General features: G+C 69.1%; 16 protein-coding genes. 6 read left to right on the top strand and 10 right to left on the bottom strand.

Annotated features, from left to right (window positions below):
• Positions 1-59 precede the first annotated feature (59 nt).
• Genes ACIBKY_RS03220 through ftsE form a run of 4 tightly spaced genes read right to left on the bottom strand, consistent with a single transcriptional unit; the run spans position 60 to position 4,022 of the window.
• Positions 60-1,919, bottom strand: a complete 1,860-nt coding sequence (locus ACIBKY_RS03220; protein WP_397093979.1) for a penicillin-binding transpeptidase domain-containing protein — start codon at positions 1,917-1,919, stop codon at positions 60-62.
• A complete protein-coding gene (smpB, locus tag ACIBKY_RS03215; protein WP_379609812.1) occupies positions 1,916-2,383 on the bottom strand; it encodes an SsrA-binding protein SmpB in 468 nt (155 codons plus the stop codon). The genes ACIBKY_RS03220 and smpB overlap by 4 nt, the downstream gene beginning before the upstream one ends.
• Before the next feature lie 23 nt (positions 2,384-2,406).
• Entirely contained in the window at positions 2,407-3,312 is a 906-nt protein-coding gene (ftsX, locus tag ACIBKY_RS03210) for a permease-like cell division protein FtsX (protein WP_397093978.1), read from the bottom strand.
• A 20-nt stretch (positions 3,313-3,332) separates the two neighbouring features.
• Positions 3,333-4,022 carry a cell division ATP-binding protein FtsE gene (gene ftsE / locus ACIBKY_RS03205; protein WP_091079803.1) on the bottom strand — a complete coding sequence of 230 codons (690 nt, stop codon included), beginning with the start codon at positions 4,020-4,022 and terminating at the stop codon, positions 3,333-3,335.
• A 202-nt stretch (positions 4,023-4,224) separates the two neighbouring features.
• Between ftsE and ACIBKY_RS03200 the strand changes: the two genes are divergently transcribed.
• Entirely contained in the window at positions 4,225-4,416 is a 192-nt protein-coding gene (locus tag ACIBKY_RS03200; RefSeq protein WP_397093977.1) for a hypothetical protein, read from the top strand.
• On the opposite strand, the gene prfB is transcribed toward ACIBKY_RS03200, so the two are convergent.
• A complete protein-coding gene (gene prfB / locus ACIBKY_RS03195) occupies positions 4,402-5,517 on the bottom strand; it encodes a peptide chain release factor 2 (protein ID WP_397093975.1) in 1,116 nt (371 codons plus the stop codon). The genes ACIBKY_RS03200 and prfB overlap by 15 nt on opposite strands.
• A gap of 47 nt (positions 5,518-5,564) precedes the next feature.
• On the opposite strand from prfB, the gene ACIBKY_RS03190 reads away from it, so the two are divergent.
• Entirely contained in the window at positions 5,565-6,590 is a 1,026-nt protein-coding gene (locus tag ACIBKY_RS03190) for a hypothetical protein (protein ID WP_397093973.1), read from the top strand.
• Positions 6,591-6,774: 184 nt separating this feature from the next.
• On the opposite strand, the gene ACIBKY_RS03185 is transcribed toward ACIBKY_RS03190, so the two are convergent.
• The 4 genes from ACIBKY_RS03185 to ACIBKY_RS03170 are packed head-to-tail and all read right to left on the bottom strand — an operon-like array spanning position 6,775 to position 13,270.
• Positions 6,775-11,646, bottom strand: a complete 4,872-nt coding sequence (locus tag ACIBKY_RS03185; RefSeq protein WP_397093971.1) for an NAD-glutamate dehydrogenase — start codon at positions 11,644-11,646, stop codon at positions 6,775-6,777.
• Between the two features lie 47 nt (positions 11,647-11,693).
• The gene (locus tag ACIBKY_RS03180) at positions 11,694-12,488 is read right to left on the bottom strand and encodes a tryptophan 2,3-dioxygenase (RefSeq protein ID WP_397093970.1); all 795 of its coding nucleotides are present in this window, start codon (positions 12,486-12,488) and stop codon (positions 11,694-11,696) included.
• 60 nt (positions 12,489-12,548) lie between these two features.
• On the bottom strand, positions 12,549-12,728 hold the full coding sequence (locus tag ACIBKY_RS03175; RefSeq protein ID WP_397093968.1) for a zf-HC2 domain-containing protein: 180 nt from the start codon (positions 12,726-12,728) through the stop codon (positions 12,549-12,551).
• Positions 12,728-13,270, bottom strand: coding sequence for a sigma-70 family RNA polymerase sigma factor (locus ACIBKY_RS03170; protein WP_184957689.1), 543 nt, complete (start codon positions 13,268-13,270; stop codon positions 12,728-12,730). Before ACIBKY_RS03170 ends, ACIBKY_RS03175 begins: the two co-directional genes overlap by 1 nt.
• A 109-nt stretch (positions 13,271-13,379) precedes the next feature.
• Between ACIBKY_RS03170 and ACIBKY_RS03165 the strand changes: the two genes are divergently transcribed.
• From ACIBKY_RS03165 to ACIBKY_RS03150, 4 genes are read left to right on the top strand one after another with little or no spacing between them, the layout of a single operon-like run.
• A complete protein-coding gene (locus tag ACIBKY_RS03165) occupies positions 13,380-13,991 on the top strand; it encodes a DUF4142 domain-containing protein (protein WP_397093965.1) in 612 nt (203 codons plus the stop codon).
• A 16-nt stretch (positions 13,992-14,007) separates the two neighbouring features.
• Positions 14,008-15,417, top strand: a complete 1,410-nt coding sequence (locus tag ACIBKY_RS03160; protein WP_397093964.1) for a DUF1996 domain-containing protein — start codon at positions 14,008-14,010, stop codon at positions 15,415-15,417.
• Positions 15,418-15,474: 57 nt separating this feature from the next.
• Complete coding sequence (locus ACIBKY_RS03155; protein ID WP_397093963.1) at positions 15,475-16,197, top strand: hypothetical protein; 723 nt, start codon at positions 15,475-15,477, stop codon at positions 16,195-16,197.
• A gap of 16 nt (positions 16,198-16,213) precedes the next feature.
• On the top strand, positions 16,214-17,686 hold the full coding sequence (locus ACIBKY_RS03150; protein WP_397093962.1) for an NADH-ubiquinone oxidoreductase-F iron-sulfur binding region domain-containing protein: 1,473 nt from the start codon (positions 16,214-16,216) through the stop codon (positions 17,684-17,686).
• Positions 17,687-18,072: 386 nt separating this feature from the next.
• On the opposite strand, the gene ACIBKY_RS03145 is transcribed toward ACIBKY_RS03150, so the two are convergent.
• Positions 18,073-18,900: a hypothetical protein gene (locus ACIBKY_RS03145; RefSeq protein WP_397093960.1), complete on the bottom strand. Its 828-nt coding sequence runs from the start codon at positions 18,898-18,900 to the stop codon at positions 18,073-18,075.
• Positions 18,901-18,931 lie beyond the last annotated feature (31 nt).

Raw genomic sequence — 18,931 nt, 5'->3', positions numbered from 1 at the left:
CCAGTCATCCAGTAAGACGCAGCCGGGGATCGGATTGGTTGCTCAGTGTCACGAGAAAATCACCGAGGGTTACGGAGTGCTCCGAAGAAGCGACCCGCCGTCGCGGCGGCGTCGGAGTTCTTGGTGAGTACGGCTACCGCCACATCCCCCTGCCAGCCGACGAACCAGCCAAGTTGCTGGCTCGGCAGGGCGGCGGCCACGCCGTACACCCTGCCCGCTCCCGCCTGCGCGGACGGCGAGCTGGCGACGCCAGCCTTCATCATCGCGGTGAGGGCGGTGCGGACGGAGGGGTCGACCGGCACGCTGGCGGGCGGCTTGACGGCGAGTTGCTCGGCGGCGGGGTCGGGGCGGTCGGGGCTGGTCACCAGCGACGGCGGCCGCCAGGTGCCGGACTTGACCGCCGCGGCCACGAGCGCCATGGACAGCGGGCTGACCTCGACGTTCTGGCCGGCGATGGCCTGGGCCTTCTCCGCGTCGGTGACCAGGCTGGGCATCTTGCCGGTGAACGCCTTGAGGGGGAGCTGCCAGTTGACGCCGATGCCGTACGCCTCGGCGCTGCGCTTGAGCTGCTCGGGCTCGACCCGGCGGGCCAGCGAGGCGAGGGCGGTCACGCAGCCTCTGGCGAAGCTCTCCTGGAAGGTGGCGGTGGGCTGCTGCGTCTGGCCGGTCAGGACGAACCTGGCGCCGCCCACCGTCCTCTCGGCGGGGCAGCGCAGCCGCTGGCCGGGCTTCACGCCCGCCTTGAGCAGGGCGTCGGCGGCCACGATGGAGAAGGCGGTGCCGGCCGGGTACTTGCCGCCCAGTGCGTCCTTGACCTGGCCCATGTCCTTGGCGCCCACCGCGAGGATCTCGCCTGTGGAGGCCTTGACGGCGACGAGCGTGCCGGACTGTGTGGTGCTCACGGCGGCGTCGGCGGCCTGCTGGGTGAGGCTGTCGAGGGTGGTGTGGACCGGCCCGTTGGGACGGCCCGGCCACTCCTTCAGCACGGCGACGTCCTCGCCGGTCTCGAGGTCGAGGGTGATCACCTGGGTCTTCGTGGAGCCCGTCAGGTGGTTCTGGTACGCCTTCTGCAGGCCGTTGCGGCCCACCGAGTCTCCGGCGCGCTGCGGGCCGCCGAGCTTGACCTCGGTCTCCGGGGTGAGCGCGCCGACCTTGCCGACGATGTCGCGCGGCGGGGCCGGGTCGACCGGCTGGTCCTGGGGCTGGACGTGGACCTTCGGGCGGATCTCCGCGATCTTCTGCTGCACCTGCAGGTAGCGGTCCCGGCCGAACGTGGCGAGCTGCACGAAGTCGCCGGGCGGCGAGGACCTGACCCGGCTCAGCAGCCGGTCCTCGGCGAAGCCGGTGATCGCGGCCAGCTGCTTGACGACGCTGGAGGTCTGGTCGCCGAGCGCGGACGGGGTCACGCCGACGACGTAGAGCCTGCCGGGCCGCTGGAGCGCCTCTCCGGTGCGGTCGACGACCTTCTGGCGGGGCTCCGAGCTCGGGCGTACGGCGAGCCGCTGCCCGTCCTTGAGCTGCGGATGCAGCACCGACTGCGACCAGCGCACCTTCCACACGCCGTTGACCAGGTGCAGCGGGAGCGTGCTCTCGTACTCCCACAGCGGGCTGTTCTCGCCCAGGTCGACCTCGGCGCCGAACTGCGCGGTCGTGGCGTCGCCCTGCCGGTTGAGTGACTTCACACGAAAGCGGAAGGAGGCGGCGTCAAGGTCGAGCTTGGCGGCTTCGAGCGCCCTGCGGACGACGGCCGGGTCTCCGTCGGCGCGGCTCGCGGCCAGCTCGTAGTCCTCCGACTGCCAGCCGACCAGGAAGTCGCGCACGGCGTCGTGCGCCGACGGCTCCTCGAAGCAGCCGGTCAGCGTCATGCTCGCGGCCGTCAGCGTGACGGCCGCGGCGAGGGTACGGCGGGCCCTGCTCATCGGTTGCGTTGCCGTAGGGCCCTGGCCATCTCGCGCTTGGCCTGCTGATCGGCCAGGGTCTGCCGCTTGTCCCAGTCTTTCTTGCCGCGCGCGATGCCGATCTCGACCTTGGCCTTGCCGTCCTTGAAGTAGAGCTGCAGCGGCACGATCGTCAGCCCGCCCTCCTTCGTCTTGGCGGCCAGCTTGTCGATCTCCTTGCGGTGCAGGAGCAGCTTGCGCTTGCGGCGGGCGGTGTGGTTGGTCCACGTCCCCTGGGCGTACTCGGGAATGTGGACGTTCATGAGCCACGCTTCGCCGTCGTCGATGCTGGCATAGCCGTCGACGAGTGAGGCGCGGCCCTCGCGCAGCGACTTCACCTCAGTGCCCTGCAGCACGAGCCCCGCCTCGAAGGTGTCCTCGACGTGGAAGTCGTGCCGGGCACGCTTGTTCTGGGCGATGACCTTCCGCCCGGTCTCACGTGGCATGGTTCGACTGTACCGGCGTTCCGCTACACCCTGAGGTATCGGCGGAGCGTCACGAACGAGGCGAGCACACAGATGAACACGCCGATCGCCATCGTGGCCGAGATGACCGAGGCCACGGAGTCCCAGCCCAGGGCGGTGGAGGAGCCCAGGTACTTGGTCAGCGACTCGAAGATGAAGACCTTCGTGACGATCAGCATGACCGCCGCGACGACGCCGCCGACCAGGCCGGCGATGACGCCTTCCATGACGAACGGCAGCTGGATGTAGAGGTTCGAGGCCCCGACCAGCCGCATGATGCCCGTTTCCCGGCGTCTGTTGTAGGCCGACAACCGGACGGTGTTGCCGATCAGCAGGGCGGCGGCGAGCACCAGGACGATGGCCACGATGACGGCGGCCCATCTCAGGGTGTCGAGCATCTCGAAGAACTTGCCGATCAGGTCCTTGTGGTTGATCACCTGGGCGACGCCGGTCTTCCCGGTCAGCGCCTGGATGACCGGCTGGTAGTTGTCGGGGTCGTGCAGCTTCACGCGGAACGACTCCGGCATGTCCTCGGCACGGGCGGCCTGGACGAGCGCCTGGTTGCTGCCGAAGGACTGCTGGAAGTTCTTGTAGGCCTCCGCCTGGTTCTCAAAGATCACGTCCTTGACACCCTGGATGCCCTGGATCTCGCCCTTGAGCGTCTCGACCTGGGCCGGTGTGGCTCCCTTGCCCTTACAGGCGGGCATGGCGGAGTCCTTGCTGCACAGGAAGACCGAGATCTCGACCTTGTCGTACCAGAAGGTCTTCATCATGCCGACCTGAGTGTTGATCAACAGGCCGACACCCAGCATCGCCATGCCGACCGCGACCGTGATGATCACTGCGATGGTCATGGTCAGGTTGCGGCGGAGGCCGATCCAGACCTCGGAGAAGATGAAGTTCGCCCGCATGTTGTGTCTGTAACTCCCTGTCAGTACGCCTGGCCGTAGACGCCACGCGACTGGTCGCGGACGATCTTGCCGTCCTCGAGTTCCACGACCCTCTTGCGCATGGAGTCGACGATGGCCGCGTCGTGCGTGGCCATCACGACCGTCGTACCGGTCCGGTTGATGCGGTCGAGCACCTTCATGATGCCGATGCTCGTCGCGGGGTCGATGTTGCCCGTCGGCTCGTCGGCCAGCAGGATCATGGGCCGGTTGACGAAGGCGCGGGCCATGGCGACACGCTGCTGCTCGCCGCCGGACAGCTCGTCGGGCATGCGGTGTGCCTTGCCTTCGAGGCCGACCAGCTCGATGACTTCCGGGACCACCTTGCGGATGAACCGCCGCGGCTTTCCGATGACCTCGAGCGCGAACGCCACGTTCTCGTAGACGTTCTTGTTCGGGAGCAGGCGGAAGTCCTGGAAGACGCAGCCGATACGGCGGCGCAGGTGCGGCACCTTGAAGTTCGACAGTCGGGCCAGATCCTTGCCGGCGACATGGATCGCACCCGAATTGGGCCGTTCTTCCTTGAGGATCAGGCGTAGGAAAGTGGACTTGCCTGATCCCGAGGGACCGACGAGGAACACGAACTCGCCCTTGTCCACGTCAACGGAGACGTGGTCGAGAGCGGGCCGGTTCTGGTTCGCGTAGACCTTGGTGACATTATCGAAATGGATCACGAGAGCATCACGGCATGCCAGTCTAGGGGTCAGGACGGAAGCAAGGGTGGCACATGCCCACTTCCCGCCGCGGCCCACCGGGGGCGTCCATCTTTACTGATGATCGACGTTCCGATTGGCCAGAGCACAGTCTAGGGGGAAGACTGGCATGGAACGTCCATAACGGAAACAAAACGATTGTGCGGCTACACTTGGGGCTGACATGAGTTGCGAAGACCTCGTCTGCGCGCGCTGCGCCCATCCGGTCATCGAGGGCCGCTGCGCACTTTGCCGCGCCAACCGTGACCGGATGCACCAGCACGGATTCGGCGGGCTCTCACCCGCCGTGATCATCCTGGTGCTGCTCGTCCTTCTCTTTTTCGCCCTCGCGGCCAGGCACCTAGTTGGCGCCTGACTCCTGACGGCGCATCCAGCGGATCTCCGACTCGATGAACCCGTCCAGGTCGCCGTCGAGCACGGCGGTCGGGTTGCCCGCCTCGGTACCGGTGCGCAGGTCCTTCACGATCTGGTACGGGTGCAGGACGTAGTTGCGGATCTGCGTGCCCCATGAGGTGGTGGTGGCGCCGCGCAGCTCCGACATCTTCTCCGCCTCCTCCTGCCGCTTGCGCTCCAGCAGCTTGGCCTGCAGCACGACCATCGCGGTGGCGCGGTTCTGCAGCTGGGAGCGCTCGTTCTGGCAGGAGACCACGATGCCGGTCGGCAGGTGGGTGATGCGCACCGCCGAGTCGGTGGTGTTGACGCCCTGGCCGCCGGGACCGCTGGAGCGGTAGACGTCGATGCGGAGCTCGTCCTCGTTGATGTCGATGTGGTCGGTCTGCTCCACCACGGGGACGATGTCCACGCCCGCGAAGGAGGTCTGGCGCCGGCCCTGGTTGTCGAAGGGGCTGATGCGGACCAGCCGGTGGGTGCCGTGCTCGCCGCGGAGCGTGCCGTAGGCGTAGGGGGCCTTGACGCTGAAGGTGGCGGACTTGATGCCGGCCTCCTCCGCGTAGGAGGTCTCGTAGACCTCGGTGGAGTAGCCCTTGCGCTCGGCCCAGCGCAGGTACATGCGCAGCAGCATCTCCGCCCAGTCGGCCGCGTCGACGCCGCCGGCCTGGGAGTTGATCGTGATCAGCGCCTCGCGCGCGTCGTACTCGCCCGACAGCAGCGTGCGGACCTCCATCGCGCCGATGTCGGTGCGCAGCGTGGCCAGGTCCTTGTCGGCCTCGGTCCTGGTGTCCTCGTCGCCTTCCTCGGCGGCCAGCTCGTACAGGACGCCGATGTCCTCGAGGCGCCGGCTGAGGCCTTCGACCCGGTTGAGCTCGCCCTGGAGGTGGGAGAGCTTGCTGGTCACCTTCTGCGCCTGGTCGGGGTCGTCCCACAGATCCGGCGCGGCGACCTGCTCCTCCAGCTCCGCGATCTGCTTGCGCATCGCATCGAGGTCGAGCACGTCCTGAATGCTCCGGAGCGTGCCCGCGAGCTCGTTGATCTCTTCTGCCGGATCGATGAGTGCCACGTCTCCCAAGGGTACGCGACCCTCGCCCGCCCGAATAACATGGCGAGGTGCGTGCATACGGTCGGCGGAAGGTGCTGGCGCTCGCCGCCGGCCTGCTGGCCGCGACGGTCGCCTGCTCGGGCTCCCCTGACGCCACGCCCACGAGGGCCGCGAACGTCTCCGGCGGGCCGGTCACCGCCACGCCCACGACCTCGCCCGAGCCTCCGGCCATCACGCCGGACGAGGCACGCGAAATCTTCACCGAGATCACCGCGACCGACGACGTGCTGCGCACCGCCGGCGACCTCAGGTTCGCCGTCGACCTGACCCGCGACGGGCTGCGCGACCTCACCTCGGCGGCGTTCGACTCCAGCGGCGGCCGGCCGCCGCTGCGCACGTGGGGGCAGCCGACGATCTTCGTGCCGCGCTTCCCGGCCGACGCGACGTCGCCGTGGTTCAGCGTGCTGGTGCCGCGTGACGGGCAGCCGACGTTCCTCATCTTCGCGAAGTCGACCGACAAGTGGCGGCTGAGCTCGGCGGCGCGGCTGCTGCCCGGGGAGAAGGTGCCGGAGGTCGAGGTGGACGCCCAGGGGTACGCCACGGCGGTCCCGCCGGACGACAAGGGCGTGCTGATCGGGCCCAAGTTCATGGCGCCGCTGCACGCCACGGTGGCCGAGGCGGGCTCGGGCGGGGTGGCCGCGGATCTGCTGTCGGCGGGGCCGTACACGACGGACATCGCCTCGCAGATCGCCGAGGACCGGGCGCGCTGGGAGCAGGACGGGTTCACCTACGACTCGATCCTGAGCGCGGGCGAGTACCCCGTGTTCGCGCTGCGCACCAAGGACGGCGGCGCGCTCATCCAGTACACGCTGACGAGGACCTCCACGACCACGCCCGCGACGAAGAGCGCGGAGAGCGACGGCATCCCGGTGCCCGACGACGCGCGCTGGGCGATCTCGGCCGCCAAGCTGCGGCGATCGCTGAAGGTGTCGGAGATCCACCAGTACGCGACGTCGGTCCCGCCCGCGTCCGCGCCGACGCGCGCCGAGGTGATCGCCCACGACGGCGGCGTGACCCGCGCCTCGGGCGACTGAATCAAACCCGTTATTTCTGTTACGGCAAGCCCACTGGGCGCCTCCCGCCGCCATGGGTGGCCGCCGATCGGCGGGCGCTTCTCACGTCGGACGTGGCCGCGCACCGCGACGCCGTGTCCTTGCCCGGCTTCCGGCTCTCGGAGACTCAAGGTCCCGGGCCCTCTCGGACCCGGGACCGTGAGGTTCACTCCGTGTGCGGCAGGTTGCTGGCCGAGACCAGTGTGCGGATGGCGCGCAGCGCGACCGACAGCGTGGCGAGGTCGAAGTTGTCGCTCTCCCAGATCTCCGACAGCGTCTGCCGGGCCCGTCCGACCGCCGCCGAGTTGGACTCCGACCACCGGGCCAGCCGCTCCTCCGGTGACGCGCCCGGCGCCGTGTGGGCCAGGACGTCGCGGGTGAGGGAGGCGTGCGCCGCGTACAGGTCGTCGCGCAGCGCGGAGCGGGCCATGGCGTTCCACCGGTTGTCCCGGGGCAGCGCGATGACGCGTTCACGCAGCTGGGCGAGCTGCAGGCGGTCGGCGAGGTCGAAGTAGACCTCGGCCACCTCGTTGACCGGCCGGTCCGTCAGCGAGCTGACCTCGACCAGGTCGAACGTGGAGTAGGCGGGCACCATCGCGGCCGACCGCTCGGCCAGCTCCATCGGCACCCCACGGGCCACGAACGCGTCGCGGCGCTCCTCGAACGCGGCCAGGTCGGGGCCGGTGAGCAGCTTGGGGATGTGCGAGAGGAGCCCGTTGACGCCCTTGACGAAGAAGTTCACCGAACCGGACAGGTCCATCGGCGGGCGGCGGTTGTTGAGCAGCCACCGGGTGCCGCGCTCGGCGAGCTTGCGCGCTTCCAGGAGCATGGCGATCTGCGTGGAGGTGTCGGCCTTGTTGTCGAGCGACTCCACCGCGCGGAAGAAGCTGGCCAGGTCGAAGACCTCGCGGGTGACCAGCCAGGCGCGCACGATGTCCGGCGTGGAGGCGCCGGTCTCCTCGCCCAGGCGGAACATGAACGTGGTTCCGGCCGAGTTGACCAGCTCGTTCACCACGCAGGTGGTGATGATCTCGCGGCGCAGCGGGTGGGCGTCCATGTACGAGCGGAAGCGCTCGCGCAGCGCCGACGGGAAGTACGACACCAGCCAGGAGGCAAGCGCGGGGTCGTCGGGCAGGTCGGAGCCGAGCAGTTCGGCGTCGACCACGAGCTTGGTGTAGGCGAGCAGGACCGAGAACTCCGGCGCGGTCAGGCCGAGCCTGGCCTGGCGGCGTTCCGCGAGCTGCTTGTCCGATGGCAGGAACTCCAGCTCGCGGTTGACCAGCCCGTCGCGTTCCAGCTTGCGCAGGTAGCGGGCGTGGATGTGGAGCATCTCGGGGCCCTGGGCGCGGGCGGCGGCCAGGACCACGTTCTGGTTGTAGTTGTCGCGCAGGACCAGGTTGGCGACCTCGTCGGTCATCGAGGTGAAGACCTGGTTGCGCTGCTTGTCGGTCAGCTCGCCGTCGCGTACGACCTGGTCGAGCAGGATCTTGATGTTGACCTCGTGGTCGGAGGTGTCGACGCCGGCGGAGTTGTCGATGAAGTCGGTGTTGACCAGGCCGCCGTTGAGCGCGAACTCGATGCGGGCCAGCTGGGTGAAGCCCAGGTTGCCGCCCTCGCCGATGACCTTGCATCGCAGCTCGGCGGCGTTGACCCGCAGCCCGTCGTTGGCCTTGTCGCCGACGTCGGCGTTGGACTCGGTGGAGGCCTTGACGTAGGTGCCGATGCCGCCGTTCCACAGCAGGTCGACCGGGGCCTTGAGGATGGCGCTGATCAGGTCGTTGGGCGCCATCGACGTGATGCCCTCGGCGATGCCCAGCGCCTGGCGGATCTGCGGCGAGATCTGGACGGACTTGGCGGTACGCGGGAACACACCGCCCCCGGCCGAGATCAGCTCGGCGTCGTAGTCGGCCCAGGAGCTGCGCGGCAGCTCGAACAACCGGCGCCGCTCGGCGAAGGAGCGGTCCGCGTCGGGGTCGGGGTCGATGAAGATGTGCCGGTGGTCGAAGGCGGCCAGGAGCCGGATGTGCTGGGACAGCAGCATGCCGTTGCCGAAGACGTCGCCGGACATGTCGCCGACGCCGGCCACGGTGAAGTCGGTGTGCTGGATGTCCACGCCGGTGGTGCGGAAGTGGTACTTCACCGACTCCCAAGCGCCGCGCGCCGTGATGCCCATGGCCTTGTGGTCGTAGCCGACGGACCCGCCTGAGGCGAACGCGTCGCCGAGCCAGAACCCGTACTCCTTGGCGACGCTGTTGGCGATGTCGGAGAACGTCGCGGTGCCCTTGTCGGCGGCGACGACCAGGTAGGTGTCGTCGCCGTCGTGCCTGACGGTGTCCGGCGGGGGCACGACCTTGCCGTCCACCAGGTTGTCGGTGACGTCGAGCAGGCCGGAGATGAAGGTGCGGTAGCAGTCGATGCCCTCGGCCATCAGCTCCTCCCTGCCGCCGCCGGCCGGTGGGCGCTTGACCACGAATCCGCCCTTGGAGCCCGTGGGCACGATGACGGTGTTCTTCACCATCTGCGCCTTGACCAGGCCGAGGATCTCGGTCCTGAAGTCCTCCATCCGGTCCGACCAGCGCAGGCCGCCGCGCGCGACCTTGCCGAAGCGCAGGTGCACGCCCTCGACCCGCGGCGAGTAGACGAAGATCTCGTACTTCGGCCGGGGCAGCGGGAGCACGCTGATCGCCAGCGGGTCGAACTTCAGCGCGATGTACGCCTTGCGCTGCCCGTCGGCCCCGGTCTGGAAGTAGTTCGTGCGCAGGGTGGCCTGGATCATCTCCAGGTAGGCCCGCAGGATCCGGTCCTCGTCGAGCGAGGCCACCTCGTCCAGCGCGCCCAGGATCTCCTCGGTGAGCGCCTCGACCAGGTCGGCGCGGACGTCGTCGGAGCGCCGCGGGTCGAGCCTGGCCTCGAACAGGCGCACCAGCAGCCTGGCCAGCCGTACGTTGCCGCCGAGTACGCGCTCCATGTAGCGCTGGCTGAAGGTGGTGCCGGCCTGGCGCAGGTACTTGGCGTAGACGCGCAGGATCTCGGCCTGTTCCCAGGTGAGCCCGGCCGACAGCACGAGCGCGTTGAAGTTGTCGGCCTGGATCTCGCCCTTCCACAGCGCGCCGAGCGCGTCCTGGAACAGGCGCTTGAAGTCGTTGCGGTCGACCTCGGGCGAGGGCGTGTAGTGCAGCCCGAAGTCGTAGATCCAGGCGTTCTTGGTGGCCGGGTCGTTGTCCCGGTCGACCTCGTACGGCCGCTCGTCGACCACCTCGACGCCGAGGCGCTGGATGAGCGGGAGCACCTTGGACAGGGAGATCGGGGTGCCGACCTTGTAAATCTTGAGCCGGCGCTCGCCCTCGGCGGCGTCGTAGGGCTCGTAGAGGTTGATGCCGACCTCGCCGTCGGCCGCGCCGACGAGCTGTTCCAGCCGGCGCAGGTCGACCACGGCCATCTTCGGCGGGAAGTCGGCCTTGTACCCCTCGGGGAAGGCCGACTGGTAGCGCCGGATGAGCCCGGGGGCCTCCTCTTCCGAGGTCATCTCGGACAGGGCGCTCGCCAGGTCGTCCTCCCAGGAACGGGTGATCGCGGCCAGCCGCGACTCCAGCTCCTCGACATCGACACCCGGGGTCGGGAGTTGTCTGCCCCGCTCGCCACGCACCACCAGATGCAGGCGGGCCAGCGCGGATTCGCCGATCATCGCGCTGTAGTCGAGCGTGCTGCCACCGAGGGCCTTGAGCAGGAGCTCCTGCATCTTGAGCCGGACCTTGGTGGTGTAGCGGTCGCGCGGCAGGTAGATGAGGCAGGAGATGTAGCGGCCGTAGTCGTCGCGCCGCAGGAACAGCCTGACCTGCTTGCGCTCGCGCAGCCGCAGCACGCCCATCGCGATCGGGACCAGCTGCTCGACGGAAGTCTGGAACAGCTCGTCGCGCGGGAAGGTCTCCAGGATCTCGATGAGGTCCTTGCCGTCGTGGCTGTCGGCGGCGAGGCCCGCCCGGTCCAGCACCTCGGCGAGCTTGCGGCGCAGCACCGGGATGCGGGAGATCGACTCGTTGTACGCCACGTGCGTGAACAGGCCGAGGAAGCGGCGCTCGCCCACGACCTCGCCGTCGGGCGAGAAGAGCTTGACCCCGATGTAGTCGAGGTAGGCGGCCCGGTGGACGGTCGCCCGCGAGTTGGCCTTGGTGATGATGAGCAGCTGCTTCTCGCGGGCCTTGGCGCGTACCTCGGCCGGCAGGGTGGAGAAGCTTTCCGAGCCGACCCGGTCGTCGCGCAGGATGCCGAGCGCGGCGCCGGGCAGCGAGCGCAGCGCGTCGCCCTCCTCGGTCTCCTCCAGGCGGTACTCGCGGTAGCCGAGGAAGGTGAAGTGCCCGTCAGCCAGCCAGCGCAGCAGGTCGAGGCTGTCCTCGACCTCGGCGGGCTCCAGCGGCGGCGGATTGAGCGTGAGGTCCTCCGCGGTCTGCACGGCGAGGGCCCGCATCTTGGCGAAGTCCTCGACGGCGTGGCGCACGTCCGACAGCACGCGCAGGATGTCGGCCTCGAGCCGCTTGAGCACCTCGGAGTCGGCCTGCCGGTCGACCTCGATGTGGATCCACGACTCGACCAGCATCTGACCGGTCACGTCTTCCTGGCCGCGGCCGAGCATCTTGCCCGTCATGTCGCGGCGTACCCGCATCTGCGGGTGGACGACCAGATGGATGCCGATGTCGAGGCGGTCCAGCTCCATCGTCACCGAGTCCACGAGGAACGGCATGTCGTCGGTGACGACCTCGACCACCGAATGGCCGGGGTCCCAGCCGTTGTCCTCCAAGGTGGGGGTGAACGCCCTGACCACCGCCCTGCCCTGCGGTCGCACCTCGGCCAGCTGCTTGTGCGACATCGCCGGGCCGTACACGTCAATGGGGTTGCGGTCGAGCAGGTCCTCCGGGGCGACATGCCGGTAGTAGACGCGCAGGAAAGCCAGCGCCTCCTCGGGGGTCACATGGTCGTTTCCGGCGGCGCATCTCTGGGCGGCTCGCTGGAGCAGCTCATCCTTGGCCTCGTCGAGCGGCATCTCGCTCTCACTCCTTTGTGAGGGTTTGCCAAACATCGCCTGGCTGGTCATAGCCAGGCTCTCAGTTCCCACAGCAAGGGGAAGTAGTGCAGGCGCGTCCTGCCTCGCAGGTAGGGCGCGCCGGTCGAGCCACCGGTGCCGGACTTGGTGCCGATCTGGCGCTCGACCATCTGGACGTGCCGCATCCGCCACAGCTGAGCGGTCTCGTCATGGGTCAGCAGGTCTTCGGCCAGTTGCCACAGGTCGTCGTGCGACCGGCGGTCCCTCGCCACGGCCAGCAGCGAATCCATGATCTCCGCGTCGGAGACCGGCAGATCACGCTGGGAGAGGGCGGTGAGATAAGCATCCCACAGCGTGGGCTCGATGAGCCGCCTGCGGAGCCTGGCGAGTTCTTCCTCGCTGGCGTCCCTGATGCGGTCGAGGTAGCGGGCGTCCTTGGCGCCGGAGAGGAACTCCAGCTCGCGAAACTGCACCGACTGGAATCCGCTGGCCGGTGACAGCTTGGAACGGAACGCCAGGAAGTCCTGGGGCGTCATCGTCTCCAGGACCTGGACCTGCTCGACGAGCACGCGTTCGACGGAGTGCACGCGCTGGAAGACGTGCCGGGCCTGCCACAGCTCGCCGTTGAACATGGCCGAGCGGGCCGCCTCCAGCTCGTGCAGGAGCAGCTTGAACCACAGCTCGTAGACCTGGTGCACGGTGATGAACAGCAGCTCGTCGGGGGCCTGCGATTGGGGTTGCTGCTGTGCGAGCAGTTCCGTCAGGCGCAAATAGCCACCGTAGGACAGCTGCCCGCCCTCCTCGCCGAACCGCCTGTCCGGGGGATCAGCGTTGAACCCCACCGGGCACCTCCCCCAACTTCTACCGGCCGTACCGATACCACCTCAAAAGGAACCCCTACGTCAATGTGAGTCTTCCGAGGCGGTGGGGGAATGCTTCAGTTCGTCCAGCAGCTCGGGAACCTCACTCAGCTCCCTGAGCTGCGCCTGACAGTCTTGGCACGCGTCGAGGTGGCGCTCGAACGCCTCATGCTCCTCTTCGTCCAGGACACCGAGGACATAAGCCGCCACCTCGTGGTGCATCAGCCAGCTGCCCCCTTCTCACGCAGAAGTTCGCGCAGTGCCCTGATCCCGTAGTAGAGACGGGACTTGACAGTGCCGGGCGGGATCCCCAGAATCTCCGCCGCTTCACTTATCGTACGATCCCGTAGGTAGGTCTGTTCAATGACTTCGCGGTGTTCGTCCGACAGAGCGCGCAGCGCGTCCGCGACGACGATCGCCGACAGCGCGCGATCGGAGGCGTCGGGCACGGCGACGGTATCCACCTCCGGGGGTTCTACCTCCTGCGGCCGGGCGCTGCGGCGGCGGCGCCCGTCGATCACGATGCGGCGGGCCACTGTCAGCAGCCACGCCCAGATGAGGCTGGGTTCCCATTGCAGTCTCGCCGAATTCCGCCAGGCGCGGACGATCGTCTCCTGGACAACGTCCTCCGCCCATTGGAGGTCGTTTCCGGTCGCCTTGCGCACGTGGCGCAGGAGCGGGCCGCGAAACTCCTGGTAGAGCACCAAGATGCGATGCTCCTCGTCGGCGTCTGTACCGTCGAAGTGAGCTAGCACGGCCCACATCTTTACACCTTCGTTACCACTTCGGTAGTCACTCCGATAACTCCAGTCATTTCTGACTATCTCGCCTCAATAGGTGAACCCGCCCCCGCAAACCCGCGTATCCCCGACCATGCGTAGGTTTCGCCGCCGTTTGGGGGCGGGAGAGTTCTTCATGCTCGGCTCGTTCGCCGTGGCGGCCGTGGTGACGGTCCTGCTCGTGCTGCCTCCCGGCAGCACGACCGCCCAGGCGGGCTGGACGATGACGGACTCGGGCCCGCTCGGGCCGGCCGACCGCGATCTTCTGATCAAGGTACGGCAGGCCGGGCTCTGGGAGATTCCCACCAGCCAGCAGGCCCAGCAACGCGGCCAGAGCGCCCGGCTCAAGGAGGTCGCCGGGCACATCATCGAAGACCACCTCAAGCTCGACGTCGAGGTCAGGGCCGTGGCAGCGGAGCTCGACGTCGCGCTGCCCAGCACCGCCTCGGCCGACCAGCAGACCTGGATGGCGCAGATCTCCGCCGCCTCGGCCGCCGACTACGACCGCGAGTACACCAACCTGCTGCGCCAGGCGCACGGGAAGGTCTTCTCGGTCGTGGCGGCCGTCCGGGCGGGAACGCGCAACGACGAGGTCAGGAAGTTCGCCGCCAAGGCGAACGCCGCGGTGCTCAGGCACATGACGCTGCTGGAGTCGATCGGCCTGGTCAACTACTCCGACCTGCCCGAACCCCCGGCACCGCGCTAACCCAAGGAGAGATGCGATGAGCAGATCCAAACCCGTGGCCGCGGCCGTGTCCGCACTGGCCCTGGTGGCCGGCGGGCTGGTGTCCGCGGCCGTCATCGGCGTGGTCCCCGCGCGAGCCGACCACTGCGATCCGGCCGAGCAGGGCCGCCAGCAGTCCCAGAACCGCCAGGCCGACCAGCAGAACCCGGACGACCAGAACCAGCAGGACAACAACGCTCAAGGCGATCAGAACCAGCAGGACAACCGGCAAGGCAACCAGAACCGGCAGGACGATCCTCAGGGCGATCAGAACCAGCAAGGCGATCAGCAGGACGACTTCGGCTCGGGTGGCGGGATCGCTCCCCCGGCCCTGTCGCCGGATCCCGAGCGGGCGGACAGCCGTACCCGATCGCGGGATCCCGGCAGGGCGCCCACGCGCACCCCGTCACAGAACCCCAGCCAGGACCCCTCCCAGGACCCGAGCCAGGACCCCTCCCAAGACCCGTCGCAGGACCCCGGCCAGGACCCGTCAGAGGACCCCGGCCAGGACCCGTCGCCGTCGCCCTCCCAGAGCGACAGCGCCGAGGAGAACTGCGCGGACCTGGGCCCGTTCGTGGAGGACTTCATCGACATCAGGCGGGTGCGGCCGAACTCGCGCGGCAACCTCCTGCAGGCCAGGGGCTCGTTCGTGTCCGCCTGCGGCACCAACGGCAACGGCCACAACAACCCCGACAACTTCATCGTCGCGCCGGGTGTCCGCAACGGCGCCCACCACCTGCACGACTACGTGGGCAACCTGTCCACGGACGCCTTCTCCACCGACCAGAGCCTCGCCGCCGCCGGCACCACCTGCCGTCTGGGCGACAAATCCACGTATTTCTGGCCGGTGCTCCGAGACCGCAAGGTCGACGACAACGTCAGCGACCCGGACGGAAACGTCGGCCGCGTGCTGCGACCCCGCTCGGTCACACTGCAGTTCCGCGCGGCGTCCAACAGCCGGGTGGTCGCCATGCCGAGGTTCCTCAGGCTGATCACCGGTGACGCCAAGGCCGCCACGAACGGCGGCGCCAACGCCCGCGCCCAGTGGACCTGCACCGGCTTCACCAACCGGATCACCACCCAATATCCGCTGTGCCCGCGCTTCAGCCAGGTCGTCCGCGTCCTGGACTTCCCGAGCTGCTGGGACGGGCAGAACACCGACAGCGCCAACCACCGAACCCACGTGGTCTTCCCCAGCCAGGGCAGATGTCCCCAGGGCACCCGGGCCGTACCCCAGCTCCGGATGGTCCTGACCTACACCGTTCCGCAGGGCGCCTCCTACGCCGTGGACGCCTTCCCCGAACAGAAGCACAACCCGGTCACCGACCACGCCGACTTCGCCAACGTGATGCCGGACCGGCTGATGGCCTTCGCCGTCAACTGCATCAACCGCGGGCGCCGCTGCTAGCGCGCCGGCGGCGGCGCTCCCCCGAGTCGCACCCTCAACCGACCCTGGGAGGAACGCATGCTCCACCGACGAAATCCCCGGCACGCGCCGTCCAAGCTGGACACGCGACCGGTCCGCCTCGGCCTGACCGCCGGGATCACCGCACTGCTGCTGTCCGGCTACGCGCTGGCCAGATCGCCGCGCGGACTGGAATTGCTGGGCTTCCTCGATTTCTACGTAGGCGTGATCGCTCTGGTGACGCTGACCGCGACCGTGGCCCTCGGCCTCATCGCCACCGAACGGGTCTTCCTGTCCGCCCGCCATCGCGTGTACGCGCAGTTCGCCCACCGGATCGTGGCCATGGCCGGGATGGCGGCACTGGCCACACACGTGGCCCTGAAGATCGAACGGCCGCCGGTACTGGGCGCGGTGGCGGCCGGGCTTCTCGTCATCTCCGCCACCAGCGGGCTGCTGCGCGGCATGTTCGCCGGCTCGCCCCAGCCCTGGATCTGGCGCTCGCTGCACGCCTGCGCGTACCTCGCGTGGCCGGTCGCCGTCCTGCACGGGCTGACCGCCGGACGGGCGCCGTCGGCGTGGGTGAGCTGGTCGTACGTGGCCTGCCTCGCGGCCGTGGGCGCCGCCCTGCTGGTGCGGGTCGTGGCCACGATGGTGCGGCCGCCGGCCGTACCAGAACCGGTGGAGACGCCGGAAGCGGTGCCGCAGACGCGCACCGAACCCCAGGTCACCGAGGCGCCCGTCAGCCTCGACGCCGCTCGCCGGAAGTTCCGGGCGGCGGGCTGAGAAAGGAGTCCCACCGATGATTCCGCACAGGGTGCCGCGTGTTCAGCGGCTCGGCCCCGCCAGGATCACCGCCGGTCTCGACCATTGCCGGCGGCTCGACCTGCCCGCCCACCGCACCGTCCACGGCACGCCCGCCCCGCGTGACCTCGAGAACCTCCTCGCCCAGGTCGAGGAGGTCGACCTGAGAGGCCGGGGCGGGGCGGCCTTCCCGTTCGCCCGCAAGATGCGGGCCGTCGCCGAGGCGGCGGGTGCGCGCGAGAGCGTCGTGCTGGTCAATGCCGTCGAGGGCGAGCCGGCCAGCTCCAAGGACGCCATGCTCCTCGTGCGCACCCCGCACCTGGTACTCGACGGCGCGGTGCTCGCCGCCGAGGCGCTCCACGCCCGCGAGGTGGTGATCGCCACCGTCGAGGGCGAGGTGGCCGAAGGGTCCATGGCGGCGGCGGTGGCCGAACGCAAGGCCGCCGCCGTCGCCGGCGCCGAGGAGAGCCACCTGCGCATCCGCGTCGTCGGGCTGCCGGAGCGGTTCGTGTCCGGTGAGGGCGGCGCGTTGGTGCGCGGGGTCAACGGGCTCGAAGCGACGCCGCCGGGACGCAAGAAGCGGGCCAGCAACTCCGGCGTCCACGGGCTGCCGACGCTGCTGTCCAACGCCGAGACGTTCGCGCAGGTCGCCGTACTGGCCGAGCTCGGCACCGAGGGCTACGCCGACGCCGGAACCTCCCGCGAGCCCGGCACCCTGCTGCTCACCGTGAGCGGCGGGGCCGCGTCCGAATCGGTCGTCGAGGTGGCCGCGGGCATGCCGCTGGCGACCGTGCTCGACCTGTGCGACGCCGAACCCGGCGACGGGGTGCTCGTGGGCGGCTACCACGGCGCCTGGCTGGATCCGGCCGCCGCCGCGGCCGCCAGCGTCTCCCGCGAGGGGATGAAGCTGGCCGGAGGCGAGCTCGGGGCGGGGATCGTGGTGCCGATCGGCACCGCCACCTGCCCGCTCGGGGAGGCCGCGCGGGTGGCTTCGTACCTGTCCGCGCAGTCGTCGGGTCAGTGCGGGCCATGCCGCCTCGGGCTGCCGGACGTGGCTCGGGCGCTGGGCTCGCTGGCGGGCGGGTCGGGGTCTCCTGATGCGGTACGGCGGGCCGTACGCGCGATCGAGAGACGCGGCGCCTGCTTCCACCCGGACGGGACGGCCCGCTTCATCCTGTCGGCGCTCGACGTGTTCGCCGACGACATCGTGGCCCACCAGGACGGAGGCACCTGTGGCCGGCCGGTGCGCGGCGTACTGCCTTTGCCCGAGGCGGTGGCGGAGCCGGAGTACCGGCTGGACGTGGACTGGACCCGCTGCCAGGGCCACGGCCTGTGCGCCCACTTACTGCCCGAGTTCGTGGAACTCGATGACTTCGGATACCCGAGCTTCCGCCCGGTGCCGGAATGGATGTTGAAGGAGGCCAAGCGAACAGTAGGCATGTGCCCCGCCCTGGCCCTACGCCTGGCCTGAAAGCAAGGGCCTCGCTCCGCTCGGACTGCCCTGCCTTGGGCCCACCCGTTGCCCGGCCAAGTGGTCGGGCAGTTGGAGCCCACCCCGAAGCAAGGTGCTCCGCTACGCTACGCGCGCACTCCCAGCCGGGCCGAGGCCCGGCCCCTGTAGGGCCTCGCTCCGCTCGGGCTGCCTTCCTGAGAGATTCCCACCCGTTGCCCGGTTGGGTGGTCGGCCAGGTGCTGCCACCCCAACCGGCGCGGGTGTGATCGATCCTGGGCATCGGATTGCTCCGCAACCGGATGAGGTGATGGGGCAAGCGTGGCTCAACACCGTCGCGGAGTTCCTCGGTTGAGGTACCACGCTGTTCCGGCCGCCATACGGCAGAGACGGCCCAGCCGGACCCGCTACTTGAATGAGAGGCGGTGAACGTTACGGCGGCGCTGGAACGTGATGTAGGTGCCGTCCTCGCTGGTGACCTTCATCCGGGTGTCTACGAGGTTGAGGTCACGAAGCTCCTGAAGACCCTGGCTGCGAGTGGAAGGGCTCAGGTCGAAGCGTTCCTTGGCCACACGAGGGGAGAACCAGACGTCGTTTCCAGCTTCGCGTTGCTCGCACAGCAGGACCAGCAGCATGGAGATCCCCGGCCCGCCGAGCCGCGCGATGTGGCCCTGGGTCCACAGCGCGGAGGGGATGCGGAAGTAGCGGTGCGGACGCAGCTGTTCGGGTTGGGCGTTGAGGCTCTGCAGCCGGCTGTAGACGTCGGAGGGTGTCAGGTACGCCTGCCCCTGGCCGTTCTCGTCCAGAAGGGTCAGCACGCTGGGATGGCCGCCGCGGTCGCGGACCGAGATCAGGTTGTGGCTTTCCAGGTCTCGGATCGCCTCTTGGACGCGGCGCACCCCTCTGGTCTCGTGATCGGCCAATCCGAGAAGCGCGGCCCACGCTCGCGCGGGCAGGCTGGAGTCATAAGGCTCCTTCGCGCTCAGCCAGAGCAAGCTGAGGTACAGCTTCAACCGGAGCTGGCCGCCGCGTCCGCCACCACGCAGCAGGTTGGCCAGCGGCGGGCTGCCTTGACCGGTGTAGAACTCCGTCGAAACGAACCCCTTGCGCAGTGGCGCCCCGGCTGTGCGCCGACGAGTCCCGATCCGGCCCCCGAACTCCGCTGCGGCCTGCCGCGCCAGATCGTCGAGGCCCGCCACAGACTGATCATCAACCGGCGTCGCTTGCGCATCCACCGAGGGCTCCCTGGGTATTCGACGGTCTAAC

It is taken from the genome of Nonomuraea sp. NPDC050394, from assembly GCF_044459065.1.
Lineage (GTDB): Bacteria > Actinomycetota > Actinomycetes > Streptosporangiales > Streptosporangiaceae > Nonomuraea.
The sequence above is the reverse complement of the archived record's forward strand: the minus strand, read 5'-3'. Positions and strand labels throughout refer to the sequence as shown.

Coding starts and splice junctions, on each gene's coding strand:
- ACIBKY_RS03220 (WP_397093979.1), bottom strand. CDS start 1,919: ATGAGCAGGGCCCGCCGTACCCTCGCCGCGGCCGTCACGCTGACGGCC.
- smpB (WP_379609812.1), bottom strand. CDS start 2,383: ATGCCACGTGAGACCGGGCGGAAGGTCATCGCCCAGAACAAGCGTGCC.
- ftsX (WP_397093978.1), bottom strand. CDS start 3,312: ATGCGGGCGAACTTCATCTTCTCCGAGGTCTGGATCGGCCTCCGCCGC.
- ACIBKY_RS03200 (WP_397093977.1), top strand. CDS start 4,225: ATGAGTTGCGAAGACCTCGTCTGCGCGCGCTGCGCCCATCCGGTCATC.
- ACIBKY_RS03185 (WP_397093971.1), bottom strand. CDS start 11,646: ATGCCGCTCGACGAGGCCAAGGATGAGCTGCTCCAGCGAGCCGCCCAG.
- ACIBKY_RS03175 (WP_397093968.1), bottom strand. CDS start 12,728: ATGCACCACGAGGTGGCGGCTTATGTCCTCGGTGTCCTGGACGAAGAG.
- ACIBKY_RS03170 (WP_184957689.1), bottom strand. CDS start 13,270: ATGTGGGCCGTGCTAGCTCACTTCGACGGTACAGACGCCGACGAGGAG.
- ACIBKY_RS03165 (WP_397093965.1), top strand. CDS start 13,380: ATGCGTAGGTTTCGCCGCCGTTTGGGGGCGGGAGAGTTCTTCATGCTC.
- ACIBKY_RS03160 (WP_397093964.1), top strand. CDS start 14,008: ATGAGCAGATCCAAACCCGTGGCCGCGGCCGTGTCCGCACTGGCCCTG.
- ACIBKY_RS03155 (WP_397093963.1), top strand. CDS start 15,475: ATGCTCCACCGACGAAATCCCCGGCACGCGCCGTCCAAGCTGGACACG.
- ACIBKY_RS03150 (WP_397093962.1), top strand. CDS start 16,214: ATGATTCCGCACAGGGTGCCGCGTGTTCAGCGGCTCGGCCCCGCCAGG.